This window comes from Candidatus Acidiferrales bacterium, assembly GCA_036514995.1.
Lineage (GTDB): Bacteria > Acidobacteriota > Terriglobia > Acidiferrales > DATBWB01 > DATBWB01.
Genome location: DATBWB010000010.1, coordinates 1 through 2,191 on the forward strand (window position 1 = coordinate 1; position 2,191 = coordinate 2,191).

Genomic DNA, 2,191 nt, shown 5'->3' on the forward strand with positions numbered 1-2,191 from the left:
GAAGGAAGTCCTGCCTAACTAAAAAACAAGAAGGGGACAGGCCGCTTACAAGCCTGTCCCCTTAACGCTTCGCCAAGCCTAGTCTCTTACTATACGATGACATATCGTGGCGGTGACCGATTTTGGTGGGATAGGAATATATCAGCCAGTTTGTTAACAGGCCCAACTCGCGTGGATTTCAAAAAACAGTTCCTCAGACCCTCCATCAATCATTCAACCTTAATGGCATCGTGGTAGCAGAGTTTGTAACGTCTTGAGCTTCAATGTGTTTTACTCGTCCTCAGGTTTATGAAACCGGAGTTATTTACCTTCTCCAACCTGACCCGCTGCCCGCGCTGGCGGAGCCCCAGTGATCGTCAACGATAAATCTTCAGGGCGCACCAGTTCATCTAGCTTAGGGATTTGTGTTCCTGTTGGCATGTCAAGATCCTCAACCAGAACAAGCGCGAGGTCAACTTCTCCAGTAACTAGTCCAACGCCAATGCCGTGCACCTCTGGTGCAGAGGCCATCGGCATTGCTGTGTTGAAGTTGATACCCTCGATGAAATACTTATTCGGTCCACCAGTAAAGAACCCCGCCCTTCCGGGCGGGGCTTTTTAGAAGAGGTCTAATTGCTCAACCCCTCGCTTCTTCGCCTCATGAAACCGAATGTACTTCCGGATCACGTCGGCGGTCACCTTATCCCCCACCGTCCGAACGAAATACCCATCTTCCCAAAACTCCCCGCCCCACAACTGTTTCCGAACCTCCGGAAACTCTTCCCGAATCTCCTTGGCACTAACCGCTTTCAACAGCCCCACCACTGCACTGATCGAATACCTCGGCGGAAAACTGAGAAACAGATGCACATGATCCTTGTCGACCTCCAATTCCTCCATCTCAAATCCGTGATGCGCCGCAATCTCGCAAAACAACTCCCTCACGCGCTCCCGAATCGCCCCCTGCAACACCCATTTCCGATACTTGGGTGCCCAGACCAAATGATAGCGGGTGTCGTACACACAGTGGCTGCCTCGTCTGATGGCCATGCCACTACTCTACCGGATTCTTGCTGCCTCCGGCAGCACGCATTTTTCATCCCCGCCCTTCCGGGCGGGGCATTCAAATGCGAGTTTTCGTAATGCGCCATTTTGGACTGGACAGCCAGCGCGCGTTGTGGTTCCTATGCCGCATGGCTAAAACATTCAAATCCTGGGATATCGATCAGGTGGTGTTGCTTCCTCCGTCAGTGCAGGAGCTGGTGCCCGCAGGGCATCTGGCTCACTTCGTGCGGGATCTGGTTCGCGAGTCGCTGGATATGTCGGCGATCCTGAAGCCCTACACCGAAGACCGCGGGTTTCCGCCGTATGATCCCACGATGATGACCGCCCTCCTGCTGTATGCGTACAGCCAAGGGGTCTACGCGTCGCGACGGATCGCGAAGGCCTGTGAGGAGCGAGTGGATGTCATGGCCGTGACGGCGCGGCAGAGTCCGGATTTTCGCACGATCAGCGACTTTCGGAAGCGGCATCTGCCGGCGCTGGGTGGACTGTTCACGCAGGTGCTCCAGCTGTGCCAAAAGGCCGGATTGGTGCGCTTGGGCCACGTCGCATTGGATGGGACGAAGATCCGCGCCAACGCCTCCAAGCATAAGGCCATGAGCTACAGCCGGATGCAGACCGCCGAACCGGCGCTGGCCGCCGAGGTCGCCCAGTGGTTGGCACAGGCGGCGGTTAGCGACGCGCACGAGGACGCGGCCTATGGCGTCGACCGGCGTGGGGACGAGCTGCCAGAGTGGGTGACGCACAAGCAGCATCGCGTGGAGAAGATCCGCGCCGCAAAAGCGGCCTTGGAAGCCGAAGCACAGGCCAATGCACCGGGCAAGAAGCGGACGGCCGATCTCCCTTCGGATCGCCCTCGACGAGGCCGTCCGGCGAAAAATCCTCCCGGCACGCCCCACGACCGCGCGCAGCGCAATTTCACCGACCCGGACAGTCGAATCATGAAGACACAGGACGGATTCATCCAAGGCTATAACGCCCAAGCGGCCGTCGATGCCGAGCACCAGGTGATCGTCGCGCAGGGGCTGACGAACCAGGCCAGCGACGCGCACCAACTCGAGCCGATGCTGGCTCACATCAAAGTGAACACGGGCCGACAGGCTCGGGAGCTGTCGGCGGATGCGGGGTATTGCTCCGAGCACAATCTCAA

2 protein-coding genes are annotated in these 2,191 nt (G+C 57.7%); one reads left to right on the forward strand and one right to left on the reverse strand.

Annotated elements, in window-relative coordinates; translation table 11 throughout:
• Positions 1-597: 597 nt before the first annotated feature.
• Complete coding sequence (gene tnpA, locus VIH17_00575; protein ID HEY4681726.1) at positions 598-1,029, reverse strand: IS200/IS605 family transposase; 432 nt, start codon at positions 1,027-1,029, stop codon at positions 598-600.
• A 143-nt stretch (positions 1,030-1,172) separates the two neighbouring features.
• Here tnpA and VIH17_00580 point away from each other — a divergent pair.
• The coding region (locus tag VIH17_00580; protein HEY4681727.1) for an IS1182 family transposase at positions 1,173-2,191 on the forward strand (1,019 nt) is incomplete at its 3' end.